The 26908-nt window shown below is 36.4% G+C and carries 18 protein-coding genes; 12 read left to right on the top strand and 6 right to left on the bottom strand.

The window, feature by feature from the left end; all coding sequences use genetic code 11:
- On the bottom strand, positions 1-1943 hold a 1943-nt coding region (locus tag M0Q17_RS04750), incomplete at its 3' end, for a methyl-accepting chemotaxis protein (RefSeq protein WP_295083840.1).
- Positions 1944-1970: 27 nt separating this feature from the next.
- Positions 1971-4559 (bottom strand): EAL domain-containing protein, encoded by a 2589-nt coding sequence (locus tag M0Q17_RS04745; protein ID WP_295083838.1) that lies wholly within the window; start codon positions 4557-4559, stop codon positions 1971-1973.
- A 139-nt stretch (positions 4560-4698) separates the two neighbouring features.
- On the opposite strand from M0Q17_RS04745, the gene M0Q17_RS04740 reads away from it, so the two are divergent.
- Positions 4699-4950, top strand: coding sequence for a helix-turn-helix transcriptional regulator (locus tag M0Q17_RS04740; RefSeq protein WP_295083836.1), 252 nt, complete (start codon positions 4699-4701; stop codon positions 4948-4950).
- Between the two features lie 75 nt (positions 4951-5025).
- On the opposite strand, the gene dnaJ is transcribed toward M0Q17_RS04740, so the two are convergent.
- Positions 5026-6150 carry a molecular chaperone DnaJ gene (gene dnaJ, locus M0Q17_RS04735; RefSeq protein WP_295083834.1) on the bottom strand — a complete coding sequence of 375 codons (1125 nt, stop codon included), beginning with the start codon at positions 6148-6150 and terminating at the stop codon, positions 5026-5028.
- Between the two features lie 75 nt (positions 6151-6225).
- Between dnaJ and M0Q17_RS04730 the strand changes: the two genes are divergently transcribed.
- The 11 genes from M0Q17_RS04730 to nosZ all read left to right on the top strand — a co-directional run bounded on the left by M0Q17_RS04730 (position 6226) and on the right by nosZ (position 23211).
- Complete coding sequence (locus tag M0Q17_RS04730) at positions 6226-7317, top strand: murein transglycosylase A (RefSeq protein ID WP_295083832.1); 1092 nt, start codon at positions 6226-6228, stop codon at positions 7315-7317.
- Complete coding sequence (recR, locus tag M0Q17_RS04725; RefSeq protein WP_295083830.1) at positions 7317-7886, top strand: recombination mediator RecR; 570 nt, start codon at positions 7317-7319, stop codon at positions 7884-7886. The genes M0Q17_RS04730 and recR overlap by 1 nt, the downstream gene beginning before the upstream one ends.
- A 1-nt stretch (position 7887) precedes the next feature.
- A complete protein-coding gene (locus tag M0Q17_RS04720; RefSeq protein WP_295083828.1) occupies positions 7888-8673 on the top strand; it encodes a VacJ family lipoprotein in 786 nt (261 codons plus the stop codon).
- 2 nt (positions 8674-8675) lie between these two features.
- Positions 8676-9278: an ABC transporter substrate-binding protein gene (locus M0Q17_RS04715; protein WP_295083825.1), complete on the top strand. Its 603-nt coding sequence runs from the start codon at positions 8676-8678 to the stop codon at positions 9276-9278.
- 6 nt (positions 9279-9284) lie between these two features.
- A complete protein-coding gene (locus M0Q17_RS04710) occupies positions 9285-11771 on the top strand; it encodes an MMPL family transporter (protein WP_295083823.1) in 2487 nt (828 codons plus the stop codon).
- Between the two features lie 68 nt (positions 11772-11839).
- The gene (locus M0Q17_RS04705) at positions 11840-14503 is read left to right on the top strand and encodes a glycosyltransferase family 2 protein (protein WP_295083820.1); all 2664 of its coding nucleotides are present in this window, start codon (positions 11840-11842) and stop codon (positions 14501-14503) included.
- 67 nt (positions 14504-14570) lie between these two features.
- Positions 14571-16982: a hydrogenase small subunit gene (locus M0Q17_RS04700; protein ID WP_295083818.1), complete on the top strand. Its 2412-nt coding sequence runs from the start codon at positions 14571-14573 to the stop codon at positions 16980-16982.
- Positions 16979-18649, top strand: coding sequence for a nickel-dependent hydrogenase large subunit (locus M0Q17_RS04695; protein WP_295083817.1), 1671 nt, complete (start codon positions 16979-16981; stop codon positions 18647-18649). The genes M0Q17_RS04700 and M0Q17_RS04695 overlap by 4 nt, the downstream gene beginning before the upstream one ends.
- Positions 18646-19167 (top strand): HyaD/HybD family hydrogenase maturation endopeptidase, encoded by a 522-nt coding sequence (locus M0Q17_RS04690; protein ID WP_295083815.1) that lies wholly within the window; start codon positions 18646-18648, stop codon positions 19165-19167. Before M0Q17_RS04695 ends, M0Q17_RS04690 begins: the two co-directional genes overlap by 4 nt.
- 146 nt (positions 19168-19313) lie before the next feature.
- Positions 19314-20597 carry a c-type cytochrome gene (locus M0Q17_RS11240; protein WP_366834980.1) on the top strand — a complete coding sequence of 428 codons (1284 nt, stop codon included), beginning with the start codon at positions 19314-19316 and terminating at the stop codon, positions 20595-20597.
- A 52-nt stretch (positions 20598-20649) separates the two neighbouring features.
- The gene (gene nosZ, locus M0Q17_RS04680) at positions 20650-23211 is read left to right on the top strand and encodes a Sec-dependent nitrous-oxide reductase (protein WP_295083843.1); all 2562 of its coding nucleotides are present in this window, start codon (positions 20650-20652) and stop codon (positions 23209-23211) included.
- A gap of 5 nt (positions 23212-23216) precedes the next feature.
- Here the strand turns inward: nosZ and M0Q17_RS04675 are convergent, their stop codons facing one another.
- The 3 genes from M0Q17_RS04675 to glgP form a co-directional block, all read right to left on the bottom strand.
- Entirely contained in the window at positions 23217-24806 is a 1590-nt protein-coding gene (locus M0Q17_RS04675; protein WP_295083813.1) for a 1,4-alpha-glucan branching protein domain-containing protein, read from the bottom strand.
- Positions 24807-25313 (bottom strand): DUF4912 domain-containing protein, encoded by a 507-nt coding sequence (locus M0Q17_RS04670; protein ID WP_295083810.1) that lies wholly within the window; start codon positions 25311-25313, stop codon positions 24807-24809.
- Between the two features lie 15 nt (positions 25314-25328).
- The coding region (gene glgP, locus M0Q17_RS04665; protein ID WP_295083807.1) for an alpha-glucan family phosphorylase at positions 25329-26908 on the bottom strand (1580 nt) is incomplete at its 5' end.

Below are 26908 nucleotides of genomic sequence, written 5' to 3'. Positions count from 1 at the left end.
TCTAGCTTCGCATGAAGCTCATCCGTCATAGAGTTAAGATGCTCTGCTGCCGCTGCAATTTCTTCTACATTTCTTGCGTTATTAGAAGAGATTGTATTTATCTCTGAGACTTGAGAGACGATAAAATCGACATCTCTTCCCGTCTTCTCAAAGTCACTAACGGTTTTATCACTTGCTTTAACAGCATCTTTTACTATTGCAACACTTTCGTTTATTTTAACTTCAACCTCACTTGCATCCTCTGAGAGTTTTTGAATACCCTCTGAGTTAGAGTTCATCTGTGTGCTAACATCTACAATAGATTGGACTATAACATTGATAGTCGCATTTATCTCCGTAAGACTTTTTTGAGTTCTCTCTGCTAGTTTTCTTACTTCATCGGCAACAACGGCAAATCCGCGTCCATGCTCACCTGCGCGGGCTGCTTCTATTGCCGCATTTAGTGCAAGAAGGTTTGTTTGGTCTGCAATGTCTGAGATAATCTCGAGAACATTTTTTACCTCGTTTGCTTCACTTGAGAGTGTTTGCATTCTTTGTGAGAGTTCAACTTCAAGCTCAGCTGAGCCTTGTACTTTGTGTGTAAGTGCAACTATTTCATCTCTTGCGAGGTTAAGATTATCATTTGCTCTTAGTACCTCTTTTTTGCTTTTTTGGGCATCTTTTACTGCTTGAGCTATCTCATCTTTGATGCTGGTTGCTTTTTTAGTAGCTTCATCAATTACTAAAACAGATTTCTCCACATTTTCTCCAACACCCATTGCAGTGGTGGAGAGTTCATGAGAGATAGAAGCATTTTCGCTTGAGGATTGTTTTGAAGTCTCTATAAGGTCTCGTAGGGTACTTATGAGAGAGTTAAATCCGCTTGCCATTTGTGAGAGCTCAAGAGGAGCATCTTCATCGGCTTTAATAGTTAGATTATGGCTATTTCCAATGTTTATAAGTGTAACCTTAAAACGTTCTATCGGGTTGCTTACAGAAAATTTAATAAGATAGAGTATAATCAAAGCAAAAACTATAATGCCTACTATAAGCCCTGTTGTTAACATCGTAATGTTAAGGGATGCTTCTTTTATTTTTTCATCTATGACATTATGAATATGCTTGTAAAGTTCAAGCTCCACATCTCTAAGCATGTCTATAGAAGCTGTTACATGTGTAAACCAAACATCTGCATCAACTCCAAACTCTCCTCTCATCCCTTTTGCTTTTGCCACTTCTATCATCACAAATGTTTTTTCGACTGCTCCACCTTTAAAGGTATTTTTGTAAAAATCCAATAGCTCTTGTGATGCCAACATTTTAAACTGTTTAGTGTTTATAGTATAAGCATCAACTACCGCAGCAAAAGTAAAGTATCTATCTTGCAAAAAGTTGTCTTTGGTAAAAGCTCCATTCAAAGTTGCTCTTATCCTACCTAAATTCTCTTTCGCATAAGCTAGATGCGTATATGCTTGAGCTGTATTTCTACTATCTTTATCATCCATAAAAGATGGAACCCTAACCGCAGCCATTAACATAGTTTCTATATTTTTTGCATAGTATGAACCAATTTCTGATTCGTTAATGTTAAGAGAGTCTATAAAACTTCTTTTTTCAAAGAGTTTACTTAGACCGTTTAAAACAGAGATATTACCATTCGTTTGAGTGTAAATGGTTTTCATTTCATTTATTTTATTATCTACTTTACTTCTGATTTCAGAGAGTTTATCAGCGTTTTTACTTCCTCTTGAAGAAACAAATCCTACACTAAGTCCTCTTTCTATCTGTAAGCAGTGAATAACATTCGCTAAAGATACTACCTCTTGAATACGATGTTCTGTCAGAACTAAATTCTCTTTTATCCCCATGTCAAAGATTATTTTTCCTGTAGAGAGAGCAATGATAATCATTATTGGCACAAGTGCCAACACCATTAATCTTGCTTTAATACTTAAATTTTTCATAACTTTCTTCCTTCTTTATTTTGTAAATTAATAAGCAATTAATTTTTCTTGTGGTGCTGAAAAATAATATCCTTGGGAGTAGTCAATTCCCAACTCTTTTACTATCTTAAAAATTGCTTCATTTTCTACAAACTCCGCTATAGTTTGCATACCTAGTTTTTTAGAAAACTCTACAATTGTAGAGACTACTAAAAAAGCATTTTTGTCTGTATCAATGTTTTTTATAAGCGAGCCATCTATTTTTAAGTAGTCAGCTTTTATTTTTATAAGGTATTCAAAGTTGCTGTATCCTGTTCCAAAATCATCAATGGCTATCTTGCAACCATATCTTTTAACATCATCTATAAAGTTTATGACTGTTTGAAAATTTTCAATATATTCTGATTCAACTATCTCAAATACAACTTTTGAACCAATGTTATATTTTTCTAACATCATCAAAATATACTTAACAATCTCAGGCTCAAGTATGTCCACAATAGATAAATTAACGGAAAATTCAGCTTCTTTATCTTTAAACATTTCAAAAGATTGTGCAATTACGATTTTTGTAATATCAAAATACTTTTTTGTTTTTTTTGCTATATCTAAAAAGTAAAATGGAGAAATAATAGTGCTGTCTTCATCTATCATTCTAATGAGAGCTTCATACTTTTCAAACTTTAGGGTGGTATTATTTACAATGGGTTGATAAAAAGTGGTCATTTGATTGTTTTGCAGGGCTGTTACTAATTTTTTTGTACAGTTTATATTGTTTTCATATTTGCTGTTTAGACTGATTTCATCACTATAGACGATGAAGTCACTATTTTGTTGTTTTGCAATTTTAAGTGCCATATCTGCTTTAGGTAAAAGATGACTTTTGTCTTCAAAAGCGATGCCGCAACTGCAAGAGAGTATAATTTTTTCGTTTTTAATAGTTAGATCTTCTTTGATTAGTAGTAAAACATCTCTGCATTTATAGATAAAAAGATCTTTTTCATACTCCGTTGCAAGAAGAGCAAACTCATCTCCTTGAAGTCTGTAAAAAGAGAGCCTCTTATCTCTTGAGATAAAGTTATAGATTTTATCTGCTACGGATTTTATAACGCTATCTCCAAATGAATGCCCATAAAAGTCGTTTAGCTCTCTAAAGTTATCTATGTTAAAAAGAGCAATTGAGAGGTTGTGTTTCTCATCAATATCTTTGTTTAATTTATATCTGTTCGCATAGTTTGTAAGCGTATCTGTGTTGGCGATACTCTCAAATATAAGTCTTTGTTCTATAATCTGAGTAATATCTGTTCGTATCGCAATAAACTCTATAACATTATCATTTGCATCTAAAATGGGTTTTATAAATGTCTTTGCCCAATAAGCAGTGCCGTCTTTTTTAAGATTTTTGATATCGCCTACCCAGGGCTGTTTTAAGTGTTTAATCGTTTGCCATAAATCTGCAAAAATTTCTTTAGGCATATCTGGGTGTTTTATAATATTGTGAGGCTTACCTAAGAGTTCACTCTCTGCATAGCCGTTGATTTTGCAAAATTTTTCATTTACATAGGTTATGATGCCATCTTTGTCGGTTTTTGAAACTATCGCACTCTCATCAACTGCTGATTTGTACTGTTGCAGAAGAGATGTTGATTTTGAGAGATTTGACTCAAGGAAGTTTGTGGAAGTTAATATTTCTCTTATGATTGTAATTGCTTGAAAAATAAGTGCTATTATGCTGATGATTAAAAAAGTAAGAACTAAAATCATCTCATGAAAATTCGATTTTTGTTTTTTTTCTAATAGGTTTATAACATTGATAAACAGCACATTTTCTACTTTTTTTAAAGTGTCTATAGTATGTGTAACTTTTTCAAACCATACATGAGAGAGATTCTCAAATTTTAAGTTTTCTTTGTTGTTCAATACAAAATTAATAATCTCAAAAGTTTCTTTATTTTTTTCATCGTTTAGAGATTTTTTATAAAAATAAAAAAAATCATCATAATCAGACAGAATATTTTCAAATCTCTTTTGAGCAATATGATATGTTTTTAAAAATTCGCTCAATCTTGCAAAATCATCGTCTTGAAACTCTTTTTTTATGAAAGATTTATTGAGAACGGCTCTTGTTTTTCCAAGTGACTCTTTCATGAGAATAAGATGTGTATAGGCTTGTATATAGTTTCTGTTTTGAAGATCGTTCATAGAGTTTGGAATAGTGTTTATGATATCAACAAGCATGGAGATTGTCAAAGAGTAAAACTCTTCAATTTCGTTGATTGTAAGGCTGTTTATATCTAAAGAATTTCTTTCCTTTTTAAGTCGATTTAAGAGAGCTTTATTGTTGTCTATAGTGCTGTTTTTTAGTAGTACGTCTAACTCTTTTTTTATGGAAGTAAGTTTCTCTTTTTTACTGCTCATCTCATCTGCTGCTAGCTCTGTGTTAATAGCTCTCTCGAGTTGTAGTAAGTGAATAAATTTTGAGATTGTTACCGCGTTGTCTATGTGCTTTCTTGTAAGTTCAAGATTTTGTTTTTTTTTAAATATCTCCACAAAAATCATAGTCGAAAGTATAAAAATGACAATCATGGGAAGTGTAGACAAAATAAAAAGTTTTGACTTAAGATTTAGATTATGCATTTCCTGCCTAATTTATCCTATAGGATAAAGATTTTGATATTTTATATCTATATATTTAAGATAATATTAAAAATAAAATTAATATTGAAAATTAATATTAAATTAAAAAATAATATTAAAATTATAAATAAGGTTAATAATGTCAGATATTGATTTTTCAAACGTTTCAAAAGAAGATGTATATGAGTTTTACAAGGACATTTCTCTAAAAGTTAGATATTATAGAGAAAATAAAAATATGACACAATTGGAATTAGCCTTAGAAATCGGGATAAATTCTGTTGCTTTTTATTCAAACTGTGAAAACAGTAAAAATGGCAAGCACTTTAACTTGGAGCATCTTTACAAAATAGCAAAAGCTTTGGATATGAATATTAAAGATTTTTTGTAGCTATCTCAAAGCACTTTTGCGTGTTAGGTATAACATCTGCTCCTAAGCATCATGGTAAAGGAGGAGGGGGGGATGTTACTTAAACCAGCTTTTCATCTTCTCGATAGCGGAGTCTAAAACGCTCTCATGCGGTTTTGACTCTATTCCAAACGACTCTTGAAGTTTGCTAAGAAGTTCATGCTGCTCGTCACTTAACTTTTTAGGGTATGTGATGTTTACTTGTGCAATCAAATCTCCCTTGCCGTGTCCGTGAACGTCATCTACCCCTTCTCCTTTAAACAAAAACTGCTGCTTGTCTTTTGTGCCTACATCGAGTTTTAGCTCCAACTCTCCAGTTAGTGAGGGGATAGAGAGACTCTCGCCAGAAACTGCTTGTGTGAAAAATACCGGAATGGCAATATATACGTCATTTCCTTCTCTTTGAAAATGCTTATCTGGTTTTACGCTAAAAGTGACATATAAGTCGCCTCTTGTGCCACGTTTGCCTATATTTCCCTTTCCTGAAACCCTAAGACGGTTTCCATCATCTATTCCCTTTGGAACATTAATGGTCACACTTCCTCTCTCTTCTTGGTAGCCTTTGCCCGCACAATCCTTACAAGGTGATGATGGTGCAGAACCGCTTCCTTGACATACGGGGCAGGTTTGAGAGAATGTCATAAAGCCCTGTTTCATAAAAACTTGACCTTGCCCTCTACATTGAGAACAAGTGGAGAGCTTGCCATCTTTTGCACCCGTGCCTTTGCAGCTGTTGCAAGAGTTTTTATATTTGAATTCTACATCTTTTTCGCATCCAAATACCGCTTCGTTGAAGCTGATAGTCATGTCAACATTCATATCAAGCGGGTATTTCTCCATATCGGCAGGATTTTGGCGGCGGCGAGAAGTTCCTCCAAAGCCGTTAAACATATCTTCAAAAATTGAGCCTAAGTCGTCAAATCCTGCTGATGAGCGTCTTCTGCCGCCACCCATGCTAGAGAGACCCTCTTTCCCATACCTATCATAGATACTTCTTTGCTTATCGTCGCTTAGACATTGATAGGCTTCGTTACATAATTTAAATTTGTGTTCGGCATCATTGTTACCCGGATTTTTATCTGGATGATAAACCTTTGCCATCTTTCTGTAAGCTTTTTTAATTGTAGTTTGATCCGCATCTCTAGAGACTTCTAATATTTCGTAATAGCTTAAATCCTGCATATTATTTTAATATCCTAACATTTAAAATTTTTGCAATTATAGCGTTTTAAATTTAATCTATGTATAATCATCTTTATGAAACATTTTGTACCCTACTTAAGCGCAATTTTACTCTTTGTCGGTTGTTCAAAACAGCCTTCTATAACCTTTTCAAATATGTCTGAGACGCATCTTCTAAAGAGCGATTTTAGTGAGCTTCCAAATTGGCAGCAAGAGGATTATACAAACGCTCTAGAATCATTTACGCAGAGCTGCAAAACGGCTAAAACAAGAGAGATTTACAAGGATTTATGCATGCGTTCGGCTGATGCTACAGATGCAAAGGAGTTTTTAACTAGCTACTTTACTCCCTATAAAATCAGCTTACCAAATGACGATAAGGATGGACTTTTAACGGGTTATTATGAGCCAGAAATCAAAGGCTCTTTAACCAAAAAAGAGCCCTATGTCTACCCAGTATATACTACACCCAAAGATTTGGTTGTTATTGATTTATCGCAGCAGTATCCAGAGCTTAAAAACTATAGATTAAGAGGCAGGGTGGTTGGAAATAGAGTTGTTCCCTATTATGATAGAAAAAATGTAAATATAACTCCGATTGATAGTGAGGTTTTATGTTATACCGATTCAAAAATAGACCTCTTTTTTTTAGAAGTTCAAGGTTCTGGCAGAGTAACGCTTGATGATGGCAGTACAATTTTTGTCGGATATGATAACCAAAACGGATATCAATACAGCTCAATCGGAAAGTACCTTGTAAGCATCAGTGAAATACCCTTGGAGAAAATATCGCTTCAGAGCATAAAAGCATGGTTGGAGCAAAATCCATCAAGAATCGATGAGGTGCTTAACTATAATAAGTCGATGGTTTTTTTCAGACAAAAAGATAAACCAGCAAGCGGTTCGCTTGGGGTAGTTCTTACTCCAAAACGCTCTATAGCAGTAGATAGAAGATATATTCCGCTAGGAAGTATGCTCTACTTGAGTGCTAAAACAGAGGCAGTTGATTTTAACCATGTTGTTATGGCACAAGATACTGGCGGAGCGATAAAGGGAACTCTTAGAGCCGATATATTTATGGGCTATGGCGAGGAAGCAAAGGAGATAGCCGGGGAATTAAAAGCGCCCCTAAAACTCTGGATACTTTTGCCAAAAGAGAGCTCTTGATGAATGGTTCTTTAGAGAAATTTAACAAACTAGTAGGTGTTTTGCAAGAGCTTCCGACTATCGGGAAAAAATCGGCAACAAGACTTGCTTATCATATGCTTATAAAAGACAGCTTTGTGGGGATGAAGATTTCTCATGCTATCGAGGAGGCTTTGGGGAGTCTGAAGCAGTGTAGCTCCTGCGGCGGAATGAGTGAGGATGAACTCTGTTTTATCTGTTGTGATGAGAGCAGAGACAAGGCGCTTTTATGTATAGTTGAAAATGCAAAAGATATACTTATTTTGGAAGAGAATGCTCTTTTTGGTGGCAGATACTTTGTTTTAGAATCATTGGCAGAGCTCAACTTTTCAAATCTAGAGAAATTAGTGGGTTCTGGAGTAAAAGAGATAGTTTTTGCCCTAACGCCATCTATCGCAAATGATGCAGTTATGTTATATATTGAAGATAAATTAAGTGATTTTGATATAAACTACTCAAAAATTGCTCAGGGTGTTCCAACGGGAGTAAGTTTAGAAAATATAGATATTTTGTCTTTGACTAGGGCATTGACGGATAGAGTAAAGGTGTGATTTGAGAATTGTCTGTTTAGTTCTTGTTTTCACTTTTGTATTAACAGGCTGTAGTTCAAAAATGATTGAACAGCCTAGCCAAAGCACTTCACAAAAAGAGAAACAAAACAGTAAGTATGATGACGAACTAGAGGGTTTTGGGGATGAGTTTGAAGTAGAAGAGTTGTGCGACCCTTTTAACGGTTATAATAGGGCTATGACAATCTTCAATGATAGATTGTATGAATATGTGCTTAAGCCGGTCGCAAAGGGTTATAAATATGTGCTACATGTAGAGGCAAGAGAGAGTATTAGAAATTTTTTTAATAATCTTTATTTTCCTATGAGATTTGTAAACAATACCTTGCAGGGGAAATTTTACTATGCTTCTGAGGAGACAGGAAGGTTTGTTATAAACACTACAATAGGCATTTTAGGACTTTTTGACCCTGCTAAAGTACATTTTAATCTTGATGCACATGATGAAGATTTCGGGCAGACTTTGGGATTTTACGGGGTAGGAAGCGGTCCGCATATAGTTTTACCGCTTTTCGGACCTTCAAATCTAAGAGATTTTATAAGTTTATATCCTGATGCACTGTTAAGTCCGATTGACTATGCAGAGAGAAGTTACTGGTCTCTGACGGATACCTGGCCGGAGTATTTGGGTGTAAAAGCATTTGAAAAGGTAAATTATATATCTTTAGACATGGACAAATATGAGAAGATGAAGCGAGATGCTGTAGATTTGTATCCATATTTTAGGGATATTTATGAGCAGTATAGAAAAAAACAGATTGAGGAGTAAGAGTGAAGCATATCTATAAAAAAATCTTAGCATTGTGTGTAATGATGCTTTTTGTGCAAAATTTGGCGGCGGATGAGCAGAGTGATTTAAAAAATCGTTTTTTAGACAAAATAAATGAAGTCATTTTAATAGTTGAAAATAAAAAACTCTCCAAAGATGATAGGAACCACAATATCGTAAAGTCTTTGACTCCTATGTTTGATTTTGAGCTTATGGCAAAACTTAGCCTTGGCAACACCTGGAAAGAGCTCTCTAAGGAGAATGCAAATAGATTTGTAGATTTGTATGTAGAGAGGATGAAACACTCCTACTCTGCAAAAATTGATGCGTATGAGAATGAGAAGGTTGAAGTTAAAAAGATAGAGCAGCCTCAAGCAAATAGAATAGCTATCATAACAGACCTTGTAAGCAAGGAAGATACGCTTGATATCGTCTATAAATATCATAAGCCAAATAGTAAAGAAGCGGGTAAAGATGAGTGGCTGATTTATGATGTGGAGATTTTAGGTATCAGTATTTTAAAAACAGATAGAGCGCAATTTAAAGAGTTTTTGCGTACTAAGAGCATTATAGACCTTATGGATGCTTTGGCTAAGCAGTCATAGATAATAATGCTAAAAAATTTATATCAAGAGTACATTTTAAAATATCCTAAACTTATTCTCTTTTTTATGGCTTCTTTTGTGGTTGTAATGGCTCTTTTTTCATTAAAACTAGAGATTGATGCAAGTGCAGAGACACTGCTGCTTGAAGATGATAAAGATTTAGAGTACACACGAGATGTTTTAAAACGCTTCGAAGCATCAAATTTTCTAGTAGTTACCTATAGTACGGAAGATGATCTACTTAGTGATGAAAATATCAACAATATAGAGAACTTAAGCGCACAGATAGAAACTATTGAGATAGTTGAGAGTATAAACTCAATAGTAAACGTACCACTTTTACAATCTCCGCCTGTACCGCTAAAAGAGCTGCTAAAAGATATACCTACACTGAAATCTCCAAACATAGACAAAAATCTGGTAAAAGAGGAGTTTTTAAACAGTGCCGTATATAAGAAAAATCTCGTAAGCGAAGACTTTAAAACTACAGCACTAATGGTAAATCTAAAAAGGGATGAAAAATATTTCAGCCTAATAGACGACAGAGACAGCTATATAAAACTTAAAAAGCAAAAAGAGCTAACTAAAGATGAGAAGCAAGAGTATAAAAAGGCGCAGATAAAGCTAAAAGAGTATAGGGATATCTTAAGGCAAGAGAATCATGAAACAATAGTTAAGCTAAGGGGTATTTTAAAAAAGTTTGAATATGAACATACAAAAATCAAGCTGCATTTAGGCGGGGTAGAGATGATTGCCGATGATATGGTCGAGTTTGTCAAGTATGATTTAGAAACATTTGGATTTTTGATTATCGGGCTTTTAGTAGCCATTTTATATATACTTCTTAAAAATGTACAGTGGGTTGTAATAGCTCTGTTTATATGTGCTACTTCACTTATTATTACAAGCGGCTTATTGGGGCTTTTTGGCTGGGAGATTACCGTGGTTTCCTCAAACTATATCTCCTTGCAACTTATTATGAACATGTCTCTTGTTGTGCATCTTATCATCAGGTATAAAGAGCTATATGATGAAAATCATGAGGAGTCTCAATATAATCTTGTACTAAACACTGTAGTCTCTATGGCTAAGCCTTCATTTTTTGTGGTTATTACAACCATTGCAGGATTTAGCTCCTTAGTTTTTAGCAATATTCTTCCTGTAATAAACTTTGGATGGATGATGAGTACGGGGATTACAGTCTCCTTGCTTATAACATTTATCCTCTTTCCTATTATTTTGCTTCTTTTTGAAAAAAAGGAGTCTTTTAGTTATGTAAAAGAGAAAACACCTTTTACTTCCAAGGTGGCATATGTTGCACAAAACTATAAGAAGACAATTTTGCTCTCGGCTATTTTAGCAGTAGTATTCTCTATCTCCGGGGCATATAAGCTAAGAGTTGAAAACAGCTTTATCGACTACTTTAAAGATGATACAGAGATATACAAAGGGATGGCTCTAATCGATAAAAAACTAGGAGGAACCACTCCTCTTGATATAGTTTTGACGTTCAAAGAGAGTAGTGATAAGGTTAAAACTATAAGTGTGGCAGAGGTAAAAGAGGATTTGGAGCTTGACTCCTTTGCAGATGAGTTTGAGGAGAAAGAAGAAGATAGAGAAACTTACTGGTTTACTTTGGAGAAGATGCATAAAATAAAAAAGGTGCATGATTATCTGGAATCACTTGATGCCGTAGGAAAAGTTCTATCTCTTGCAACAGCGGGAGAGATACTTAAAGTCTTAAATAACAACAAAGAGGCTGATGGACTTATGCTGGCTCTTATGTATAAAGAGTTGCCGCAGAGTTATAAAAAAATAATACTTTCTCCCTATGTAGATATAGAGAATAATCAAGTGAGAATAAACACGAGAATAATAGACTCGCTGCCAAATCTTCAAAGAGATATGCTTATCAAAAAAATAAACATGGATTTAAAAAATATCTTAAACCCAGAGTATGAAGAGCATAGGCTTTCAAATCTTTTAGTTATGTATAATAATATGCTTCAGTCTCTTTTTGATTCACAGATTAAAACTATAGGAGTCGTTGTTCTTATACTTTTTTTAATGTTTCTAGCACTTTTTAGAAGCTTGAAAATCGCCGTAATAGCAATAATTGCAAATGTCATTCCCGTAAGTGTTGTTTTTGGCTTTATGGGCTGGATGAACATACCGCTTGATATGATGACCATAACAATAGCAGCCATAAGTTTAGGTATAGCCGTAGATGATACTATACACTATATTTATAGGTACTCTTTGCTTTACAGACAGACAAATAATGCAGTGAAATCTATGTATGATTCACATGCAAGTATAGGCACGGCGATGTTTTATACATCTACTATTATAATGGTTGGATTCTCTATTTTGGTTTTATCTAACTTTTTTCCAACAATTTATTTTGGGCTTTTGACAATGATTGCCATGTTTATGGCGATTATTGCAGACCTCTTGCTGCTTCCTGTTTTGCTTTTATTGTTTGGTATCTAAAAACTTATATATCACATTTTTAAATTTTGATGTACAATTTGTTTTGTTTTATTTTATGAGGAAGTACCTTGAAATATATTCTTTTTTCGTTGCTCTTTGCGTCACTTCTTCAAATTTTTTTATGGCTAAGTAGCGATAAAAAATTTATCACGCCTCCTGATGCTGATAACATCATAGAGTCTATCTCCTATGCTCCTTACAAAAGAAAAAATGAGAAGGAGATGCTTAGTGATGAAGAGGTTCTTAAGGATTTAATTCTCCTAAAAAAATTTACAAATAGGGTACGTCTCTACTCTGCCGAGGATTCACAAAAAGTTATGCCTCTTGTCAAAGAACTCGGTATGCAAGCGCATTTAGGCATATGGCTTAGCCCCGATGAAGAGGATAATGAAAAAGAGATAGTATTGGCTAAAAAGCTCATTGTGAAATATTATGAGAGCCTATCATCTGTTATTGTAGGAAATGAGGTGCTGCTTCGTAAGGATTTATCAACTGAAGAACTTATAGCGCATATCAGAGATATTAAAAGATTTGTTTATCTTCTTTTTAACGATAAGAGGCAAGCGCAAGAAAAAGCTATAAAAGATGAGATTGCTACAATTAAAAACAAAAGAGCAAGAGCGATAAAAGAAAAAGAGCTAAAAGAAGAGCTTGCAAAACAAAAAGAGTATTTAGTACCTGTTACAACGGCAGAGATTTGGAATACTTGGCTACTTTATCCAGAACTAGCGCAAGAAGTTGACACGCTAAGCATCCATATTCTTCCTTATTGGGAAAAAATAAAAGCTGAGAATTTTGAGCCGTTTTTTAAAGAAATTTATAACAAAATAAAAGAGACATATAAAAACAAACCTATCATAATAGGCGAATTCGGTTGGCCGAGCCAAGGATATAACAACAAAGGCTCTGTGGCAAGTGCTCAAAATCAAGCAACTGTAATTAGAAGATTTTTAGGATTAGCAAAGCAAGAGGGTTTTAGCTATAACCTCCTTGAAGCGTTTGATCAGCCATGGAAAGGCGCTGATGAGGGAAGTGTCGGGCAGTATTGGGGTATCTTTGATGCAAATCGTCATCAAAAATTCGAGATGAAGGGAGAGGTTCTTGTAGAGCCGTATTGGATTATGCAGATGGTTGCGGCTGCTATTATCGGGGCGATTTTAACTTTTTTTGGTCTTAGAAACCAAAATATCAATTTTTTACACGCTTTTACTTATGGTCTTGCTGCACAGGGAATCTCCTTTGGTATCGTAATGTCCGCAGTTTACCCTTTTGTCCACTACATGAACTTTGGCACATGGATTATGTGGGGAATGGGTTCGATTTTAATGCTGCCGCTTACGCTTATAACTCTTGCAAAAGCAAATGAGCTCTTTAAATGCACAATCGGAAAACCGCCAGAGAGGCTTATTGCGCTTGATTTAAAGTCTGAGCATGTTCCTTTTGTCAGCATCCATGTGCCTGCATACAAGGAGCAACCCGCTGTTTTACAGCAGACGCTAGAAGCGCTCTCAAAGTTAACATATACCAACTATGAAGTTCTTGTAATTATCAACAATACCCCTGAGGAGTATTATAAAGCGCCCATAAAAGCTTTATGCGAAGAACTTGGAGAGAGATTTGTCTATCTTGACATTGAGTGCAGCGGTTTTAAGGCGGGAGCACTAAACAAGGCGTTAGAGTTTACAAGTCCTAAATGTGAGATTTTAGCAGTTATAGATGCAGACTATGTCATAAAACCAAATTGGCTTGTTGATTTGGTTCCGATTTTTGATGATGAAAAAGTGGCTCTAGTTCAAGCCCCGCAAGACCACAGAGATGCAAATGAGTCACTTATAAAAACTGCCATGAACGCGGAATATGCAGGTTTTTTTGATATCGGCATGGTTGAGCGTAACGAAGAAAATGCCATTGTTGCGCACGGAACTATGCTGATGCTGCGTAAAAGCACTTTTGATGAAGTAGGGCAGTGGAACACCGATACCATTGTAGAAGATAGCGAACTAGGACTTAGACTCTTTGAAGCGGGTTATATTGGACACTATACAAATCGAAGATATGGACATGGTTTGCTTCCCGATACTATGGAAGCCTTTAAAAATCAGCGTCATCGCTGGGCATACGGGGCTGTACAGATTCTCAAAAAACACTGGAAACATTTTAAGCCCTCATCAAAAACGCTCACTCGTGCCCAAAAACATCACTTTGTTACCGGGTGGTTTTTTTGGCTCTCAGATGCACTCGGAACGGTTACCTCAATACTTAACATTATCTGGGTTCCCGTTATAATTTTTGTCGGCGTAACGATTCCTACAATTGCGCTAACAGTCCCTATTTTAACAGCCTTTTTAGTAAATGTCATTCATTCGTTTGTGCTTTATAGAACAAGGGTGAGGGCAAATCTGCATCACTCTCTTTTGGGCGCAATCGCTGCTATGAGTCTGCAACTCACCATTTTTAAAGCAGTGTATGACGGTTTTGTAAAAGATAGTTTGCCGTTTAAGAGAACGGAAAAAGGGGGCAACAGTAAAAAAAGCGTAAGCAGCCCCGTAAAATATGAGATAATCTTAGCATCACTTCTTTTAGGCTCGTTTGCAGCGCTTATCATAACTAACAAGCAGGGCATTGTAGAGGTTTATATCTTTAGTGCAACTATTTTTATCCAAAGTATTCCCTATGTTTCGGCGATTGTTCTTAGAGTGATTGAGAAGAGTTCTTATAAAAAGGTTATTTAGATTAATTAGCATCTTTTAAATCAAAAGAATATACAATGAAGACATATTAAAAAAAAGAGGAACCATTATGAGACTCTTAATTATCGGTGGTGGTATAGCCGCGGTCTTTTTTGCAAACAACATCAAAAAAGCGAATAGCTCGGTAGATGTTACTATACTTAGCGAGGAGAAACATGAGCCTTATGACAGAATCCATCTCTGTCGTTTGGTTGATGAGAGCGCTACTATAGGGGAGATATCCCTGCCTTTAGATCCAAGTGTTCATCTGGAGTTAAATCAAAAAATCATCAAAATCGACAAACAAAGCAGAAGAGTTTACTCAAAAGACGCGATGTTTGGTTATGACAAACTTATCATCGCTACAGGCTCCTTGCCAAACGCTCCTAGCTACATAAAGGGTGTTAAAAATGCAGCTGTTTTTAGAAGTGCAGATGATTGTGAACTTATCAAAGATGGAGTCAAAGAGAGAGAGGTTGTTCTTGTCGGCGGAGGTCCAATAGGACTTGAGCTTCTTGAGACACTAAGTAAAATGCCTGAAATTAAAAAGATTTTTCTGCTTATCCGCTCAAACTTTTTGTATGATAAAAATCTCTCAAGTGAAGCTATGAAAATTATAGAGCAGAGTTACACAAAAGAAAAAAAAGTAGAGATCTGTTTTGAGGATGAGATACTAGATACTGTTATTGAAAATGCAGAGATAAAACTTTTAAAAACCAAAGAAAAAGAGATAAAAAATCCATTTCTCATCTTTGGAATAGGAATCAGACCCAATATCGAGAGTTTTAGGGAAGATTTAGCATGCAACAGAGGGATTTTGACAAATACTTTTATGCAGAGCGAGGATGAGAATATTTATGCTATTGGTGAGTGCTCAGAAGTTGAAAAGTTTGCTTTTGTAGCGGGACATGTAGAGGCGTGTACGCAGCAAGCAAGGAGTGCCATTTCACATATTTTACAAAATGAGCCGCAAGAGTTCGAACCAAAAACAACTATAGATATGTTAAAGGTTGGCGAGTTTACTTTAGTTGATGCCAGGTCGCCTAAGTTTGGCAAGGAGTATGAAAAAGTAGTTATAAGCAAAGAGAACTCGGTAGATGAATATTTTTTAAAGAACCGCAAAGTTTTAAGATACATAGGTATTAACTCAAATGTCGATGTCTGTTATATTCAAAATCTTATACAAAGTGCTAAAGCGATTGAGTTAGATGCGCTTTATAGAGCCGCTAAGATTGGCAAAAGAGGGAAGCTAGTTTGTGGCTGCACAGGTGCTTACTATAATGATTTGGTTGAAATCGTAGCGCAAAATGGGGTAAACTCTTTTGCTGATTTGGCAGAGTTTTCACAAGCAGGCAGAGTTTGCGGCAAATGCAGAGGTGAGGTTGTTAAAATCATAAAGGAGTCGCAGCATCTAATAGATGCAAGCGTCGTAAAAAAAAGCCCTAAAGATAAAGAGCTTGAAAAAAAGCTTCAAGAGGCAAAAAAAAGAGTTGCAAAGTTTAACAAGGAGCATCCTCATAACACTCTTGATGAGAATAATCTTGATGCTGCTTTAGAGAGTATGGATATCGCAAAAGATGAGGTAAACAGATGGGTAAGCATGGTTACTGCAAACATGCAGCTGCATCCAAAGTTTGAAGATATTGTTGCAAAAGGGGTAAAGAGTCTAAATAAAATCCCGATTATCTGGCTCGAACTGGCAGATTGTAGCGGTAACTCCGAAGCATTTATAAAATCTGCCAATCCTGCTATTGAAGATCTTATCTTTGATTATATTTCACTTGATTATCATGAGTTGTTGATGAGTGCGAGCGGCGATGAGAGTGAGAGTCTCTTGGAGGAGATAATCAAAAATCAAAAGGGCGAGTATATACTTATGGTTGAGGGTGCAGTACCGCTTGGTTTGGATGGAAAGTATCTAAGAATGGGCTCAAAAGGTGAGACTGGCATAGAATTGTTGAAGCGCTGTGCAAAAGATGCCGCATTTGTTATAGCTGTAGGAAGTTGCGCTTTTGATGGAGGCGTAGTTGCCGCTGCTCCAAATCCCACAGGTGCTATTGGAGTCTCTGAGGCGCTAAAGCGAGAGGATATTATAAACATCTCAGGATGTCCTACAAATCCTGTAAATATTGTCGGTACGCTTCTTTACTATATGATGTTTGAAGAGATGCCGCCATTAGATAAATTCAACAGACCTTTATGGGCGTATGAGGGCAGGGTGCATGACAACTGCGAACGACGCGGGCACTTTGAGCTTGGAGAGTTTGTTGAGGAGTGGGGAGATGAGGGTGCAAAAAAAGGGTGGTGTCTTTTTAAGATGGGCTGCAAGGGTCCATACGCATATGTAAACTGCCCGACTATGAAGTTTAACAAAGGCACGAGCTGGCCTGTTCAAGCAGGTCACGGATGCATGGCATGTACCGAAAAAGGCTTTTTTGACAAGTTTGCAAATGAGAGGGTTTATAAAGGAGATAGAGAATGAAAAAGATAGTCATTGACCCTATAACAAGGATAGAGGGGCACTTAAGGGTCGAGGTTGAGGTCGATGAAGAGGGAGTGGTACAAGAGGCGTATGCAAGCGGACAGCTTTTTCGCGGGATAGAGATTATTCTAAAAAACCGAGACCCACGAGATGCCGGGCTTTTAGCAGGGAGAATCTGCGGAGTATGTACAAACTCACATTTTCGTGCAGCAATTAGCTCCGTTGAAGATGCTTATGATATCAAACCGCCGGATAATGCACGAATCATAAGAGATTTAATGGCTATGGCACTATTTATACAAGACCATGTCGTGCACTTTTATCATCTGCACTCCTTGGATTTTGTTGATGTTACAAGTGCGCTTAAAGCGGATGCCGCGCTTACTTCTTTACAGGCGCTAAAATACTCTAAAAATCCTTATAGAAATTCAGCCACGCACTACACCGAGGTGCTGGCAAAACTTCAAAATTTTGTAAAAGCGGGAAAGCTTGGGCCTTTTGCAAACGGCTACTGGGGACATAGCGCTTATAAGTTAACCCCTGAGCAAAATCTCATCATTATCTCTCACTATCTTGAAGCGCTAAAGTTTCAAACTAATATAAGCAAAGCGGTGGCGATATTTGGCGGTAAAACGCCCCATCCGCAAAGCATTGTTGTAGGAGGAGTGACAAGCGTAGCCGATATGCTAAACCCGCAAAGACTCAATGACTATATCTTTAGCATCAAGGAGGCAAAGGAGTTTGTAGAGCGTGCTTATCTTAGCGATATGAAACTGCTTGCAACAGCTTATAGGAATGAGATAAAAGAGGGCTTAGGCAGAGCCAACGGCAATTTTTTAGCCGTCGGCGGTTATGCGTTTGATGAGGAGCAAAAACTCTTCTCAAGCGGAGTAATATATGGACATGATTTCTCTAAAATAGAGGAGTTTGATGAGAGTAAAATCAGCGAGGAGATAGACCGTGCATGGTATAGCGGCGATAGCATCGACAATGAGATTTGCTATACCGACTTAAACGAGGATGGCACGCTTAAGACCGCAAAAAGCAGTGATAAATACTCATGGATAAAGGCTCCGCGATATGATGCAAAGAGTATGGAGAGCGGGCCGCTTGCGAGAGTTTTAGTAAGTTATCTCAAAGGAAATAAACTTATAAAACCTTTTGTAGATGAATTTTTGCAGGATACTAATTTAGAGCTGATGGATCTCTCAAGCACCGTGGGGCGAAATGCTGCAAGAGCGATAGAGAGTCTATACGTATGCGAATATATCTTTAAGCTTGTCTCAAGGCTTTTGCAAAATATCAAATATTACAACACGGATACTTGGACAAAATATGATTTTGAAAAACTGCCAAAAAGTGCAAAAGGTAGAGCCTTTTTTGAGGTTCCGCGTGGTGTTTTATCTCATCATATAAGCATAAAAGAGCAAAAGATACAAAACTACTCAGTAATAGCTCCGACAACATGGAATGCTTCGCCAAAAGATAAAGAGGGCAAAAGAGGAGCGTATGAGGAAGCGCTCCTTGGCATCAAGATACAAGATGTGACAAAACCACTTGAGGTGCTTAGGGTTATACACTCATTTGACCCGTGTCTGGCATGTGCGGTACATGTTATAGAGACAAAAGGCAAAGAGCTCGGTATGTACAAGATAAAAACTCTGTGAAAAAAGTTGCAGTTATAGGTATCGGAAATCTGCTTTTTTGTGATGATGGTATAGGTGTAATTGCGGCTGAGTATTTGAGGCAAAATTTTACCTTTGAGCCTAAGGTGGATATAGTCGAGGGTGGAACTTTGGGTTTTGGACTATATGAGTATTTTACGGAGTATGAGAATGTTTTGATACTAGATACGCTCTCTATAGATGCTGATGCGGGGGAGATTTACAAGATTCCCTCAAAGGAGCTGCTCGGATTAGGCGGCTACAAGAAAACGGCACATGAGGTTGAGGTTGTACAGATGCTAGAGATATGCGAACTGCATGAGACAAAAGCAGAAGTTACGCTCATCACAATCGTAGCAAAAGATCTAAAAAGCACCAAAATAGGACTTAGTAAAGTTTTGCAAAACAGATTTGAGCTATTTATAAAAACGGTTATAGATACGCTTGAAGACTTAAGTATAAAGGCTGTTAAAAAAAGCGATTTTAGTGTTGATGCTGCGATAAAAGAGCTAGTAAGTTGAGCTTGCTCTAAATGGTTGAATCTTACTGTTTTGCGGTGTTTAAACAAGTAAAACTTAAGGAGTAGATAATATCTTTGGATGTATAATGAAGTGATATTGTAAGAAAAAAAATAGTAGTCTTACAAAATAAAGTTTGAGGAATATTTATGAATTTTTATTTTCCCGCGGCGAGACTTTTTGCCGTTTTTGCTCTTGCTATTTTATTATATGGTTTTATTATCCCCTCTGTCGGTTTTCATGGAACATTAGAGCGTATACAAGATGATAAAGTTGAGGATATTCCCTCATATGTTTATCCTCTTTGGAATTTTTATCAAAAGGGTAGATATTTTGGTGTAAATAGTCCAAAAGAAGCAAAACATAATTTGAAAAAAATGATTGAATTTTCTGAGGAGATTGGTGTTGCTTCTATGCCTGTATGGAATTTTTCCCTAGAAGCACCAAATTATCCAAAGGAGGCTTTTCCAAAAGGGCTTCCGGTATATATACATTTTGATGGACTCAGCGGAGAAGTTCATGAGATGAATACAATCAACCATTATGTAGGGATGCCTTCTATGCAAAGCGGCGGTCCTTATGAGAGAGCACTTGCTCCTTATGCGCTTATTTTGCTTGCTTTGTTCTTTGTGCTTTTTATTTTTTATAATAATAAATGGATAAATAGGTTGATGTTTATCCCTATGGCGCTTCCCTTTATTTTTATAGGTTTTTATGCTTACTGGCTTCACTGGTTTGGACATAATCTCTATAGAGGTGCTATTACAATAGATCCGTTTATGCCTGTTTTATTAGGAGATGGAAAAGTAGCACAATTTACTACACATGCTTATCCAGTTATTGGTTTTTGGGTACTTGTGGCTATTAGTATCTTCTCTTTTATTGCTTGGTGGCTAAAAAAAAGAGCATTAAAAGAGCAGCCGATAAACAAAGCAACTCCTGTGCATCATATCTTAATGTTATTTTTCTTGTTGATAGCGGTGGCAGGAATTGCTTATTTGGTTAAAACAGATAAAGAGGTAAACAAGTTGGAAAAACTTGCCAAACTCTCTTACGCACCTAAAGTAGAAACTCCGACAAAAACAGAGATATTAGAATCCTCAGAAATAGACAAACAAGAGATGCTAAAAGAGAGAGATGAGCAGAGAAAAGAGCAAGAGTTAAAGATAAAAGCTTTAGAAGATAGAGCTGGATCTATTGGAAAATTTAAAGTCACTAAGTTGTATAAAAGTAATTGTGCTCCATGTCATGGGGCAAGTGGAGAAGGTAATTTTGGGGCGAAACTTATCGGGCTAAGCGAAGAGTATTTATTGAAAAAACTGCTTGCGTATAAAACAAATGAAGATGCAATTCATATAGAAATTGTCGAATCTCTCTCAGAAGAGGATATGAAGCAGTTAACTGAAGAGATCTCTCAATTTAAAGATCAATAAAAATAAAAAGGTGCTGATAATGAAAAATTTTTTACACACTGTGTGTTACCTGATGCTCGGAGTCCTATTTGCCACACAAACTGCTTTGGCAGAGTCTCCATTTCAAGAGATAATGAAAAAACGCGGATTAAGTGAAGAGGATGCTCTTGCTGCACTAAAGGTTTACAATCCTAGCGGCAAACATGATGAATATTATGTTTTTGTGGGCGGCGGTCAGTCAGGGCAGGTTCTGGTTTATGGGGTTCCCTCTATGAGACCGTTAAAATATATAGGTGTGTTTACTCCCGAACCTTGGCAGGGATATGGTTTTGATGTTGATTCAAAAAAGATTTTAAGAGAGGGAAATATCAGAGGCAGAGAGATTAACTGGGGAGACACACACCATCCCGCACTCTCAGAGACAAATGGAAGATATGACGGCGATTTTCTCTTTGTTAACGATAAAGCAAATGCTAGAATTGCCGTAATTGATTTGAAATATTTTGAAACTTCTCAAATAGTAGTTAATCCTATCTTTAAATCAACACATGGGGGCGCGTTTATCACTCCAAATACGGAATATATCCTTGATACATGTCAATATGCGACACCTTTGACAAATGAATATTATCCTATAGAGGCATATCAGGATGTTTATAGAGGCGGCGTAACATTTTGGAAGTTTGACAGAAAAAAAGGAAAGATTCAAAAAGAGGAGTCATTTAGTTTAGAGTTTCCGCCATATATGCAGGATTTAACGGATCTTGGCAAAGGTGTTTCTGATGGTTGGGCATTTACAAACTCTTTTAATTCAGAGCTTTATACAGGTGGTATTGAAGAGGGGCTTCCTCCTTTTGAAGCTGGATGTAGTCGCAGCGATACGGATTTTTTACATGTTTATAACTGGAAAAAATTAGCACAACTTGTAAAGGATGAAAAAAATACTAAAATAATTAATGGGCACAGAGTTATCCCTATTGAGGTAGCTGTAAAAAACGGCGCTCTTTTTTTAATTCCTGAAAATAAATCTCCACATGGGGTTGATGTAAGTCCTGATGGACGACATATTATTGTTTCAGGCAAACTTGATACTCATGCTTCTGTTTATGATTTTAATAAGATTATGAAGCTAATTCAAGATAAAGAGTTTGTAGGAAAAGATTTGTATGGGATACCGATTTTAGATATGAAAAAGTCACTTTATGGGCAAGTTGAGCTTGGACTCGGGCATCTACACAACACTTTCGGTAAAGAAGACGGTTCCATCTATAGCTCTTTGTATGTTGATTCTCAAGTCGTAAAATGGGATTATAAAAAGCTTAAAGTTATAGATAAGATAGGTATTCACTATAATATTGGGCACATTGAAGCTATGGAGGGGAAATCTGCAGATCCGCAGGGAGACTATCTAGTGGCTCTAAATAAACTTGCTATTGATAGATTTTTACCAGTCGGACCGCTGCATCCGCAAAATAACCAGCTTATAGACATTAGTGGAAATAAGATGAAACTTCTTTTGGATATGCCTATCCCGCTTGGCGAACCGCATCAAGGCGCATCGATTAGAGCAAGTAAAATTCACCCTGAAGTTCGCTTTATTATGGGAACTAACTCAAGAACAGGTAAAATTCATGTCGGAAAGACTCTTGCCGGGGAAGAGAGAATTGAGAGAAAAGGAAATAAAGTTTATATTTATGCAACAATGGTAAGGTCTCATATTAACCCTGAGCGGATTACAGTAAACAAAGGTGATAATGTTACTATGTACTTAACTAATGTTGAGCGTGCGCAGGATGAGACTCACGGTTTTACTATAGATCACCAAAATATTCATACTTCACTTGAACCCGGTGAGACTACTCAAATCGATTTTGTTGCAGATATTGAGGGTGTTTTTCCTTACTATTGTACAGAATTTTGTTCTGCTTTGCATATAGAAATGATGGGGTATCTTTTAGTTAAAGATCCAAACAAAAATTATGAGTGGATTCAAAAATTAAAAATGAAAAGCTTGTCTGCTAAAGAGCTAGAGTTGGAATATAAAAAGATTATAGCAAGCAATGAAGCAACTGATAAAGTTATTCAATCTCTATTTTTATTTTTAGAAGAAAAAAATTATACTAAATATATAACGGTAAAAAATCTAGTCACTGATGCAAAAGATCAATATGCCAAGATTGATTTAGAGAGAGAAAAGTCAGCAAAAGCGTATAGCCAAAACAATATAGAAAATGCAATTCTTTTTGAAAACATGATATGGCAATATATGATTAAAACTGCTGATTCGGCTATTAGAGCTAAAGATCTTCTTATAAGTAGTATAGCTACACCAAAATCCCAAGCTGCCAAAAAAGGCGAGATAGCATTTCGTGAGGGAGGCTGCTCGGGATGTCATGTTATCGGCAAAATCAGTTCCGGTCCAGATTTAATAGGTGTTCTTAAGCGACATAGAAATGCCGAGCAGTGGGTTGCAGAGTATATTAAAGATCCTCAAAGTAAGTTTCATGAACCTTTTATGAAGAAAATGATTGAATTTTTTAATCTCAAAATGCCAAACCAAAATATGAGTGACAAGGAGATAAAAGATATCATAGAATACTTTAAATGGATAGATGAGAATGCAGATCTATTTTGATGAAATCATAGTTCTCTATCATCTGAATAAACCCTAAAATCTAAAAAGTCAAAGATGGAGTTTTTCCTGCTTATGAGAGCGAAAAACTCCTCATTAAAGCACTCCTTCTCAAGCATATCTGCGAGTTTAAAGAAGTTATAAATATGCTCTTTTGTTCTGGCGGTGCTATACTCTGAGGCCGTTTTAGTCGTCATCAAAAAAGCCCAGTCACTGCTCTGGGCAAGAAGCAACTCCCTAGCCATTTGATTTAACACTCTGGCTTGATGCTCGTTTGCATTGTAGTATCTCTTTGCATAGGCGCACATTGTATCGGCCATCTCATGAAGGTGTCTATATATCCAGTCGTTTGAGTGATTTAGCCAGACATCAAAGTAGCCTTTGTCTCCCCAAGATGAGGGGTGTGGAGCTACTTCTTGATTTTGTGGATACATATTTAGGTACTGTATCGGGGTGATTGATTTTATCACTTTATGTTTGGCTATCTCTTTAAACATGTTATATAAAAATTCAGGACCCTCAAACCACCAATGTCCAAAGAGTTCGGCATCATATGGGGATACTATGGCTGGGAGTCTATCCATCATGGAGCCAACATGGGACATCTGTTTTTCTCTATTGAAGTGAAAATTCTGTGCATGTTCAATGGTTTTTTGTAGCGCAACAGAGGGGTCGTAAATCTCCTTGTAGTCGCTTTTTCCCGTTATTTTATAATACTTAAAGCCTGTAAATACTCTTATTCCATCAGGATTGATATAATCTTTTATATATTCAAAATCAAGATCATACCCAATATCTCGGTAAAAATCACGATAACAAAAATCACCGGGATAACCCTCTTTTGAGCTCCAAACTTGCTTAGAGGATTCGTTGTCTCTTGCAAATGCCGCTACTTTATTTGGTGTTTCTATCGGTGCATATACACCGTTTTTTGGAGTTGGAGTGCCATAGACTAATCCGTGGGCATCTAATATAAAAAACTCAATCCCACAACTCTTTAGTATGGCATCAAGAGAGTCATAGTAAGCGCACTCTGGAAGCCAGATGCCCTTTGGAGCTCTGTTAAAATGTTTTTTATGAGACTCTACGGCAACTTTTATCTGCGCTTTTACGGCTTGTTCATTTACGGATAAAAGCGGTAAAAAACCGTGTGTTGCACCACATGTGATAATCTCTATACTGTTTTTATCATAGAAATATCTGTAGCCGTTTAAGACTTTTTTGTTTAAAAACCCTTTAAAAAACTCTTTAGTCTGAGTAAAAAAGTCCAGATAAAATTTCGCGATATTGTAGTAGTCGCTGTTTTTGGTTCTTATGAGCTCTTTTTCTCCTAGTTCTATAAGGTTTTGAAGGTAGTTTTCATACTTTTGCATAAGATGTTCGTCATCAAGCATCTCTGCTAAAGTCGGGGTTACGGAGATGGTTAGGGCAAACTCTATATTTTCGTCTTCGAGTCTTTTTAGTCTCTGTAAAAGCGGTATATAGCACTCCGTAATAGCCTCAAACAACCAACTCTCTTCTAGAAAATTTTTATGTTGGGGGTGCTTTACAAAAGGTAGGTGCGAGTGGAGAATGGGTATCCAGTATCCTTTTATCATCTACTTGCCTCCTAGCAGAGTTGAAGTATAGATTAAATCATCGCTTACGTTTTCATCTAGTAAGCTTGAATATTTACCAAATTTTAGGGTTTTATCAAGTGCTCCTATAAGATTTGAGCTCAAAATATATTCAAGCTTTTCTCCGACTTTTAAAAAGAGTTTCACATATATCGCTTTGTGAGTGTTAGTGTGGTTGATGTAGTAGTCGCCTATGGTAAAAGGAGAGCTAAACTCTACAATCTCTAGATGATTTTCATCAAAAAGTTTAAATGATAGTTCCACGTTTTTTGGATTGATGCCTAATTTTTCAACTGTTTTATCCGTAATCTCCCAATAGATGAATGAGCTGTTTGGATTTATAAGAAGCAGTACAAGCTTGTCCTTGTTGTACCTTTTAGGAAGCTCTTTGGAGTCCTCTTTTATAATCTTAAAATCTGTAACCTTTGCGCCGGAGCTTTTGCAAATATGAGATAAACTCTGTGCAATCAACTCATCTGTGAAATTCATTTTAACTCCTTTTGACTATTTTTTATCATACATGTTGATGTAATACTCATGCACCATTCTGCCTGAGTCAAAAGCATTTATGGTATCAATCATAGAGTTTTTCATAATGCTTACCCATTTTTTACTATCTTTATAGTAGAGGGGAACTATCTCATTGGATAAAATATCCATAAGATTTGCATTGTCTATAGAGTCCTGCTCCTCAAGCTCCAAAGTGGAATCCGCCGCCTCAATGGTAAAGCAGTTTACGCCATGTTTTTCAAACTCAGGATACCAGCCATCATACGTGGAGAGATTTATAGCACCGTTCATACCAGCACTCATGCCGCTAGTTCCGCTTGCTTCGTTTGTAATTCTCGGGGTATTTAGCCAGACATCTGCTCCTTTTTTAAGCATCATTGACAAACTAAGCTCATAGCCCATTAAGACGGCCACATTTTTAAAATTGTCGCTTATGTGGTTTATTTCGTTAAAAATATTTATGGCACCGCTATCAAAGGGGTACGGCTTTCCTGCCCAGATAATTTGAACCGGCATCTCTTGATTGTTTACAAGCTTTAAAAACTTTTCAAAATCATATTTTAATAGTCCTGGGCGTTTGTACTCTGCATATCTTCTTGCCCAGACAATAGTTAAAATATTTGGGTCAAACATCTTGCCTGTTTGGTCTGCTACTTCATCAAAAAGTAACCTTTTTAGATGTTTTTTTCTGGCTTCAAGCTCATAATCTTCATGCTCATCAAGAGCCTTGAGAACTCCCTTATCAGCCCAGTATCTTCTGTTTTGAGCGTTTGTTATATGTATGATTTCACATCTGTTTTGTACATGCGACCACATTTCGTTTGCTACTTTTGCATGAAGCTGTGATACCCCATTTGTTATCTTTGATACTTTTAAGGCACCGACTGTTAAACTGAAGGTATCATCTTTGTACTCCAATAATTGCTGAACTTCATCTATGGACAACTCTGCAAAAAATCCCATTTTATGAAGCAGTGCTAGGCTGTGCTTCTCATTTCCCGCAGCTTCAGGGGTATGCGTAGTAAAAACGATTTTTTGCTTTAGCACATCAAGGGTTTTGCACTTTTTATATAACTCAAATGCGACAGGAAGAGCATGTCCCTCGTTAATGTGGTAGATTTTGGGCTTTATATGCAGTGCTTCAAGCACTTTAGCTCCCCCAATACCAAGAATTATCTCTTGTGCTATTCTTGTCTCCTCGTTGGTATCATAAAGTTTATGAGTTATTGTTCTGCTCAAATAGTCATTATCTTCTATATCTGTTGAGAGTAGCAAGACGGGAGCTGTGTTAAATATTTCACTCTCAAGCAAATAAGCCTTCACTTTAACCGTTTTGGAGTTTATAACCACATCAACGCTAATCCCTAAATCTTTAAGAAAGTAGTATTTTTTTCTTACAAATTCTACTTTAATATTTCTATCTTTATCTCTGGTTTGGTCATAATATCCATAGCTCCAGAGTATCCCGACGCCTATTATGTTCTGCCCTAAATCATAAGCGCTTCTCATGTGTGAGCCGGCTAAAAATCCAAGTCCTCCGCCGTAAATCTTAAGCGATTGATGTATGGCAAACT

The organism is Sulfurimonas sp. (genome assembly GCF_023229105.1).
Lineage (GTDB): Bacteria > Campylobacterota > Campylobacteria > Campylobacterales > Sulfurimonadaceae > Sulfurimonas.
This window is presented reverse-complemented; position numbering and strand designations above follow the sequence as displayed.

Coding starts and splice junctions, on each gene's coding strand:
- M0Q17_RS04710 (WP_295083823.1), top strand. CDS start 9,285: ATGCTAAAAAATTTATATCAAGAGTACATTTTAAAATATCCTAAACTT.
- M0Q17_RS04670 (WP_295083810.1), bottom strand. CDS start 25,313: ATGAATTTCACAGATGAGTTGATTGCACAGAGTTTATCTCATATTTGC.
- M0Q17_RS04740 (WP_295083836.1), top strand. CDS start 4,699: ATGTCAGATATTGATTTTTCAAACGTTTCAAAAGAAGATGTATATGAG.
- M0Q17_RS11240 (WP_366834980.1), top strand. CDS start 19,314: ATGAATTTTTATTTTCCCGCGGCGAGACTTTTTGCCGTTTTTGCTCTT.
- M0Q17_RS04745 (WP_295083838.1), bottom strand. CDS start 4,559: ATGCATAATCTAAATCTTAAGTCAAAACTTTTTATTTTGTCTACACTT.
- M0Q17_RS04675 (WP_295083813.1), bottom strand. CDS start 24,806: ATGATAAAAGGATACTGGATACCCATTCTCCACTCGCACCTACCTTTT.
- nosZ (WP_295083843.1), top strand. CDS start 20,650: ATGCTCGGAGTCCTATTTGCCACACAAACTGCTTTGGCAGAGTCTCCA.
- M0Q17_RS04700 (WP_295083818.1), top strand. CDS start 14,571: ATGAGACTCTTAATTATCGGTGGTGGTATAGCCGCGGTCTTTTTTGCA.
- recR (WP_295083830.1), top strand. CDS start 7,317: ATGAATGGTTCTTTAGAGAAATTTAACAAACTAGTAGGTGTTTTGCAA.
- M0Q17_RS04695 (WP_295083817.1), top strand. CDS start 16,979: ATGAAAAAGATAGTCATTGACCCTATAACAAGGATAGAGGGGCACTTA.
- M0Q17_RS04730 (WP_295083832.1), top strand. CDS start 6,226: ATGAAACATTTTGTACCCTACTTAAGCGCAATTTTACTCTTTGTCGGT.
- dnaJ (WP_295083834.1), bottom strand. CDS start 6,150: ATGCAGGATTTAAGCTATTACGAAATATTAGAAGTCTCTAGAGATGCG.